This window comes from Azospirillum formosense, assembly GCF_013340925.1.
GTDB classification, from domain to species: domain Bacteria; phylum Pseudomonadota; class Alphaproteobacteria; order Azospirillales; family Azospirillaceae; genus Azospirillum; species Azospirillum formosense.
The window spans coordinates 1-7,745 of the sequence record NZ_WHOR01000270.1; the positions used below are offsets into that span (position 1 = coordinate 1).

General features: G+C 70.8%; 5 protein-coding genes and 1 pseudogene. 2 read left to right on the forward strand and 4 right to left on the reverse strand.

All coding sequences use genetic code 11. From position 1 onward, the window contains the following. The coding region (locus GBZ26_RS24455; RefSeq protein ID WP_174441075.1) for an AI-2E family transporter at positions 1-1,375 on the forward strand (1,375 nt) is incomplete at its 5' end. Between the two features lie 3 nt (positions 1,376-1,378). Here the strand turns inward: GBZ26_RS24455 and GBZ26_RS24460 are convergent. From GBZ26_RS24460 to GBZ26_RS24475, 4 genes are all read right to left on the reverse strand, one after another. After that, entirely contained in the window at positions 1,379-2,332 is a 954-nt protein-coding gene (locus tag GBZ26_RS24460; RefSeq protein WP_174441076.1) for an ACT domain-containing protein, read from the reverse strand. Between the two features lie 4 nt (positions 2,333-2,336). Then, a complete protein-coding gene (mfd, locus tag GBZ26_RS24465) occupies positions 2,337-5,963 on the reverse strand; it encodes a transcription-repair coupling factor (RefSeq protein WP_174441077.1) in 3,627 nt (1,208 codons plus the stop codon). 10 nt (positions 5,964-5,973) lie between these two features. Beyond that, positions 5,974-6,276: an FAD assembly factor SdhE gene (locus tag GBZ26_RS24470; RefSeq protein WP_038530795.1), complete on the reverse strand. Its 303-nt coding sequence runs from the start codon at positions 6,274-6,276 to the stop codon at positions 5,974-5,976. Positions 6,277-6,408: 132 nt separating this feature from the next. After that, positions 6,409-7,200, reverse strand: coding sequence for a crotonase/enoyl-CoA hydratase family protein (locus tag GBZ26_RS24475; RefSeq protein WP_174441078.1), 792 nt, complete (start codon positions 7,198-7,200; stop codon positions 6,409-6,411). 197 nt (positions 7,201-7,397) lie between these two features. On the opposite strand from GBZ26_RS24475, the pseudogene GBZ26_RS24480 reads away from it, so the two are divergent. Continuing rightward, a pseudogene (locus GBZ26_RS24480) lies at positions 7,398-7,745 on the forward strand (hypothetical protein); the annotation flags it as partial.

Sequence of the window (7,745 nt, forward strand, 5' to 3'; positions counted from 1 at the left end):
CCCCGGTGCCGCGCGGGAGCCGGTGCCGGTGAGGATCGAGCAGGACGGCTCCGACGCGCTGACCATCATCAGCGACGTGCTGGGGCCGGCCATGGCGCCGGTCGCCACGGCGGGCATGGTGCTGGTCTTCACCATCTTCATGCTGTTGCAGCGGGAGGATCTGCGCGACCGGCTGATCCGGCTGGCCGGGTCCGGCGACCTCAGCCGCACGACGGAGGCGATGAACGACGCGGGCGAGCGGGTCAGCCGCTACCTGCTGATGCAGTGCGTGGTCAACGTCACCTATGGCCTGCCCATCGGGATCGGGCTGTGGCTGCTCGGCGTGCCGAACCCGTTGCTGTGGGGCCTGCTGGCGACGGTGTTGCGCTTCATCCCCTTCCTGGGACCGGCAATCGCCGCGGCCTTCCCCATCCTGCTGTCCTTCGCGGTCGATGCGGGATGGACCCTGCCGCTGCTCTGCATCGCCCTGTTCGTGGCGGTGGAGCTGTTCTCCAACAACGTGGTGGAGCCCTGGCTCTACGGCTCCGCCACCGGCCTGTCGTCGCTGGCGATCATCGTTGCGGCGGTGTTCTGGACCACGCTGTGGGGGCCGGTCGGCCTGCTGCTGGCGACGCCGCTGACCGTTTGCTTGGTGGTGCTGGGGCGGCACGTTCCGCAGCTTCATTTCCTGGAGGTGATGCTGGGCGACCGCCCGGTCCTGCCCGACGAGGCCAAGCTCTACCAGCGCCTGCTCGCTCGCGACCCCATCGAGGCCATGGAGATCACCGAGGAGAAGATGAGCAAGGGCGGGCTGGTGGAGGCCGGGCACGGCCTGCTCATCCCCACCCTGTCGCTGGCCGAGCAGGACCGCCAGCGCAATCGCCTGAACCCGGAGGGACGGCAGGCGGTGGCCGAGGGCATGGTGGCGCTGCTGGACGAGATGATGGAAGCCTCCCCGCCCGCCGCGGAGGACACGCCGCTGGTGCTGTGCATCGGCGCCCGCAACGACCTGGACGAGGCGGCGGCGGCGCTGCTCGGCCATCTTCTGCGGCCGCGCGGGCTGCGCGCCGACGTGCTTCCCTGCGAGACGGTGTCGGTCCGCTCCATCGCCGCGCTGGCCCCGACCGGCGTTTCGGCGGTGGTGCTGTCCTACCTGAACCCGTCCGCCCTATCGCACGCCCGGCGGCTGGTGCGCCGGTTGCGCCTGCATTTCGGCCCGAACGTGCCGATCCTGCTCTGCCTGTGGAGCGCCCACCCCGAGGCCGACGCGCCGGAGCACGCCATATCCCAGACCTCGGCCGACCGCGTCGCCACCAGCCTGACCGGCGCCGTCACGCAGTTGGAGGAGTTGGGCGTGCTCGCCGCCGTCGAGGCCGAGAAGGCCCCGCAGGCGTGACGGTCAGGAGGGCGCAACGACGGTGCAGACGCGCTTCAGCGCGTCGGCCGCGCGCTCCACGTCCTCGTCGCGCACCAGCACGTAATCGGTGTCATAGGTGGACATGGCGAAGATCGGCACGCGCGCCTGGGCCAGCGGCACGGCGATGCGCGCCAGCACGCCGAACAGGGAGAAGTCCAGCGGCCCTTCCACCTTGAAGGCGCGCCAGCCGCGCTCCGCCGTCACGCCGTCCGGCACGCGGGACTCGCGGCAGAGGATGGACAGCTCCTCCCCCGTGCGGGTGGCGCTGACCAGCGGGTCGGTCCAGTCGAGCCAGCCGGGCATCCCGTCCCCCGGCGCCAGCCGCGCCACCGCCAGACGGTCGGGCAGGACCGAGAGGGTCAGCGGCTTGGTCTCCGGCAGCAGGGCGGCGTCCAGCGTCGCGCGGTCCACCTCGAACGGCTTGAGGATGCGCTTGGCCCGAGCGGCCAGCGACGGGATGCGCGAGCGCATGGCCCGGCCCAGCATGTCCGCCGCGACCGGGCGAAGCTCCGGATCGTCCGCCGCCAGATCGACCATGGCCTGAAGCGCGGCGCTCTGCACGATCCGGCTGGCCCGGTTCTCGAACCAGCCCTCCAGAAGCGCCACGGCGCGCCCGCGCTGCTCCTCCGTCAGGGTCAGGCGCGGCAGGACCGCCGCCAGATGCCAGCGCACCTCCGCCTGCTCGATCGCCGCGGCGTCGGTCAGCAGCCGTTCGGCGAAGGCGTCCAGCGGGCGGGCGTCGCCGCGCGACACCCGTTCCAGGGCGTCGGCGGCGCGCATCCGCACCCCGGCGTCGCCGTCGAACAGGCAGGCGACCAGTTCCGGCAGGCGGGCGGGGTCGGCGGCCACCGCCTCCGCCACCGTCGGAATGTCGCCGAATGCGCGACGGTCACCGCCGAGCGCCAGGGCCTTCGCCAGCCCCCCATCCTTTTTCATCGCCTCAGCGCCGCCCGAAGGGACGCGAGGGGATGTTCCGCCCGAACTTGGACCCGACCTTCAGCGCGCTGGGGCGCGGCGGCGGCGGGGGCGGCGGAGGCGGAGGCGCCTCGCCCTTCGGCACGGCGCCGCCGCCGGCCATCTGGGCGAGATCGCTCATCAGCCGATTGACGCCGCGCACCCGCTGGGCCTCGTCGGTCCATTCGCGGGTGTAGACCAGCTTGTGGTCGGGCCGCAGCTTCATCAGGCTCATCTGCTGGCTGATGTAGGTCAGCAGCTTGGCCGGCTCGGCGTAGCTGTTGTTGCGGAAGGTCAGAACGGCGCCCTTCGGCCCGGCGTCCACCCGCTCCACCCCCGCCTGACGGCAGAGCTGCTTGATGGTCACCACGTCGAGCAGGTTCTCCACCTCGCCCGGCAGCTTGCCGAAGCGGTCGATCAGCTCGGCCGCGAAGCCGTCGATCTCCGCCCGGTCCACCAGATCGGCGATGCGGCGGTAGAGCGACAGGCGCACCGTCAGGTCGGGGACATACTCCTCCGGGATCAGCACCGGGGTGCCCAGGTTGATCTGCGGCGTCCAGGGCTGGTCCTCCGCCCCGCTCGGCACCTGCCCGTCCATGTTGGCGCGGGCGTTGGCGACGGCCTCCTCCAGCATGTGCTGGTACAGCTCGACGCCGACCTCCTTGACGTGGCCCGACTGCTCCTCGCCCAGCAGGTTGCCGGCACCGCGGATGTCCATGTCGTGGCTGGCCAGCTGGAAACCGGCGCCCAGGCTGTCCAACGTCTCGATGACGTGCAACCGCTGCTGCGCCGTGCCGGTCAGCGGCTTGTTCGGCGCGTAGGTGAGGTAGGCATAGCCGCGCACCTTCGACCGGCCGACGCGCCCGCGGATCTGGTAGAGCTGGGCCAGGCCGAACATGTCCGCCCGGTGCACGACCAGCGTGTTGGCGTTGGGGATGTCGATGCCGCTCTCGATGATGTTGGTGGCGAGCAGCACCTCGAACTTGCCCTCGTCGAAGGCGGTCATCACCTCCTCCAGCTCGCTGGCCGGCATCTGGCCGTGGGCGGTGACGATCTTGACCTCGGGCACCAGCTCGCGCACCCGCTCGGCGACCTTCGGCAGGTCCTCGACGCGGGGGCAGACGTAGAAGGTCTGGCCGCCCCGGTAATGCTCGCGCAGGATGGCCTCGCGCACCACCACCGGGTCGTAGGGCAGCACGAAGGTCCGCACCGCCAGACGGTCCACCGGCGGGGTGGCGATCAGCGACAGCTCGCGCACGCCGCTCAGCGCCATCTGGAGCGTGCGCGGGATCGGCGTGGCGGTCAGCGTCAGGACGTGCACGTCGGCGCGCAGCTCCTTCAGCCGCTCCTTCTGCTTCACGCCGAAATGCTGCTCCTCGTCGACGATGACCATGCCGAGCTGCTTGAACTGCACGCCCTTGCCGAGCAGCGCGTGGGTGCCGATGACGATGTCGGCGGTGCCCTCCGTCAGCTCCTGCTTGACCTTGGTCTGCTCCTTGGCGGTGACCATGCGGGAGAGCTGGACGATGCGCAGCGGCAGCCCCGCAAACCGCGTCGTGAAGGTCTTGAAATGCTGGCGCGCCAGCAGCGTGGTCGGCACCACCACGGCGACCTGCTGCCCGCTCATGGCGACGAGGAAGGCGGCGCGCAGCGCCACCTCCGTCTTGCCGAAGCCGACGTCGCCGCAGACCAGCCGGTCCATCGGGCGGCCCGAGCCGAGATCGGTGAAGACCTCCTCGATGGCCTTGAGCTGGTCGTCCGTCTCCGGGTAAGGGAAGCGGGCGGCGAACTCCTGATAGACGCCCTCCGGCGTGTAGACCGGATCGGCCTTCTTCAGCATGCGCTCCGCGGCGATCTTCAAAAGCGCTTCGGCCATGTCCTTCAGGCGCTTCTTGACGCGGGCCTTGCGGCCCTGCCAGCCGGCCCCGCCCAGCTTGTCGAGCTGCGCGTGCGCGTCCTCCGACCCGTAGCGGGTCAGCACCTCGATGTTCTCGACGGGGACGTAGAGCTTGTCGCCGCCCTCGTAGATCAGCCGCAGGCAGTCGTGCGGCGCCCCGGACACCTCCAGCGTCTCCAGCCCGTCGTAGCGCCCGATGCCGTGGTCCATGTGCACCACGAGGTCGCCCGAGGCCAGCGCCGTGTATTCGGCGATGAAGTTGGCGGCCTTGCGCTTCTTCTTCGCCGCCGGGCGGACGAGCCGGTCGCCGAGGATGTCCTGCTCGGTGATGACGGCCATGTCGGCGGAGGTGAAGCCGTGCTCCATCCCCAGCACGATCATGCCGATGATGTTGCGGTCGAAGCGGCGGACGTCCTCGACGCTCTCCGCCGGCTCCAGCCCCGGAATGCCGTGGTCGCCCAGCACCGTCATCAGGCGGTCGCGGGAACCCGCGGAATAGCCGGCCACCAGCACGCGCCGCCCGTCGGCCCGCAGGGCGCGGATGTGGTCCTTCACCGCTTCGAAGACGTTGACGTCGGGACGCGCCCGCTCCTCGGCGAAGTCGTGGCCGCGGCGCCCGCCGGCGTCCAGCGTGCCCTTGATGCCCGGCGGCGTGCCGAAGGGCTGAAGCTGCGCCACGGCGTGGGCGGCGAACAGGTCGTCCCAGGCCTGGGCGTCGAGGAACATCATGCCGACCGGCACCGGCTTGTAGACCGGCGAGCCCGCCCGCTTCTCGATGACGATCATGCTCTCGCGGGAGGCGTGGAAGTCCACCACCTGCGCGATGCGCGAATCGCGCGCCTCCGTCGCCTGATGGTCCAGCGACAGGATGGCCTTGGGCATATAGGCCAGCAGCGATTCCATGGTCTCGTGGAACAGCGGCAGCCAATGCTCCATGCCGCCGTACTTGCGCCCGGCGCTGATCGCCTCGTAGAGCGGGTCGTCGTCGGTGACGGCGCCGAACAGCTCCCGGTAGCCGGAGCGGAAGCGGGCGATGCCGGCCTCGTCCAGGAAGACCTCCGACATCGGCTTCAGGTCGATGCCGTCGCGCTTGTCGGTGGTGCGCTGCGACATGGGGTCGAAGCTGCGCACCGCCTCCAGCTCATCGCCGAACAGGTCGAGGCGCAACGGCTCGTCGGTGCCCGGCGGGAACAGGTCGACGATGCCGCCGCGCACGGCGAACTCGCCCGGCTCGCGCACCGTCTGGGCGCGGGTGTAGCCGTTGCCGGCCAGATAGCGCTGCAGCTTCTCCAGGTCGATCCGGTCGCGCAGCTTCGCCGAGAACACCGCGTCGCGGAAGGCGGCGCGCGGCGGCACCTTCTGCACCATGGCGTTGACGGTGGTCAGCACGACCAGCGGCGCCGCGTCCGCCTTGCGCGCCAGCAGGCGGGTCAGCGTGTCGATCCGCTTCGCCACGATGCCGCCGTTGGGCGACACGCGGTCGTAGGGCAGGCAGTCCCAGGCCGGGAAGACCTGCACCTCCAGCGACGGCGCGAAGAAGGCCAGCGCCTCCGCCAACTGGGCGGCGCGGGTGTCGTCGAGCGCGACGTGGAGAAGTCCCGCACTCCCCGCCCGCTTGGCGAGATCGGCGAGGACGCGGGCGTCATGACCGGCGGGAGCGCCGCCGACCAGAAGGCGGCCGGAGCGTCCCGGCTGCAACTGTTCGAAGCTGGGCAAGGATCGGGCCTCAGGACCCCTGACGGGGCGTATAGCGGAACTTGGTCAACAGCTGCATGACGTCGGTGTCATGCTCGGCGGGCAGCGGCTCGCGCCCGGCGTACCAGTTGTAGAGGTCGGGGTCGCTGAGTTCGAGCAGCGCCTCGTAGCGGTCGAGCTGCGCGTGGTCGAAGTCGGGGACATGGGCGTCGGCGAAGCTGCCGATCAGCAGGTCCATCTCGCGCATGCCGCGGTGCCACGACCGGAAGCGCAGCCGCTTGCGCCGGTTTTCCAGGGATTCGCCGCTCTCGGACAGGGTGTTCTCGTCGCTCATGCCATCCACGCCAAAAAGCCCCGGCCCCGGAAGATAGGGGGCGGAGCGGTCCACATCCACCCCCGCATCCTGCACACCGGCACGCCCCCGCGCAAACCGAAATGCCGGACGATCCCCCGGAAGGAGCGTGATTCAGCGCGCCAGCCACGCCTCCAGCCCGTCGCGCAGGTCAGGGCCGGGGGCCAGCCGGGCGAAGCGCTCCGTCTCAACCGCCAGCCCTTCGCCGATGGTCATGTTCAGCCCGCGGGTCACCGCCCCCAGGATGCCGGACACCGCGGCCGGCGAATGCCGGACGATCCGCCCCGCCAGTTCGAAGGCCGCGGGCAGCAGCGCGTCGTGGGGCACCACCTGATTGACCAGCCCCACCGCCAGCGCCGTCGCGGGCGGGAAGGCGTCGCCGGTCAGCAGCCATTCCAGCGCCCGCTTGCGCCAGGCGTTGCGGGGAAGCCGCGGCGTCCCGCCGAAGGTCGGCATCATGCCGAGCCTGATCTCCGCCTTGGAGAAACTCGCCCGCTCGCTGGCGACGGCGAGGTGCGCCGCCTCCAGGATCTCGCAGCCGCCGCCGTAGCAGATGCCGTTGACCGCGGCGATGACGGGCTTGGGGAAGGACTCAATCCGCGCGCACAGCGTCTGTCCGGGCCGGAAGGCGCGCACCGCCGCCTCCGGTCCCCGGCGGACGGCCGGGGTGAACTCGGCGATGTCCGCCCCGGCGGAGAAGGCCCGCTCCCCGGCGCCGGTGACGATGACCGCCCGCACCGCCGCGTCGGCCTCCAGCGCATCCAGCGTGTCGAGCATTGCGGCGGCCAGCGCCGTACTGATGGCGTTCAGCTTGGCGGGGCGGTTCAGGGTGAGGGTGGCGATTCCCCCGGCGGTGACGCACAGGATGGGGGTGGCGGAGTCGGCGTGTTTGGTCGTCAGGGACATGGTGCGGTCCTTCGTCTGCGTTTGGGATGCCCCACTGTCCAGCCCGAGCCACACCCCTGACAAACGAGTACGCCGCGTGTTCGGGTGAGCAACACTCACCTGAAACAGGGCCTTCTCCGCACGCCAAAGCGTCACCTTGACAGAATCGCGACAGTTGGTACACTGAACAGTCCCAGCCGCTTTCGGTGGAGGTCGCCATGACCGACGGATCGATCGGACGCCCGGAACCCCTGGTCCGCTCGGCCGGCGTGGTGGAGCGCACCGGCAGCGCCACCGACCGCAAGCAGCGGCGGCAGAATCGGCAGGACCTGCAACAGCAGGAGCGCGAGCAGCAGGAACGCCGCGACCAGGACGAGGCCAACCACAAGCGGCGGCGCCTCTACGACCTGTTGTTCGACGAGATCGATGAGCTGGACACGCTGAACGCCGGGCAGCGGGCGCGCATCAAGCAGAATCTGCGCGCGCAGCTCGCCAACCGCCGTCCACCGCCACACCTCGCCCCCAACCTCGCCCAGCCGCCGCCGGCCGATCAGGACATCGAACGC

Excerpts from the sequence above, each read along its gene's own strand:
- GBZ26_RS24460 (WP_174441076.1), bottom strand. The coding sequence starts at position 2,332 with ATGAAAAAGGATGGGGGGCTGGCGAAGGCCCTGGCGCTCGGCGGTGAC.
- GBZ26_RS24470 (WP_038530795.1), bottom strand. The coding sequence starts at position 6,276 with ATGAGCGACGAGAACACCCTGTCCGAGAGCGGCGAATCCCTGGAAAAC.
- GBZ26_RS24475 (WP_174441078.1), bottom strand. The coding sequence starts at position 7,200 with ATGTCCCTGACGACCAAACACGCCGACTCCGCCACCCCCATCCTGTGC.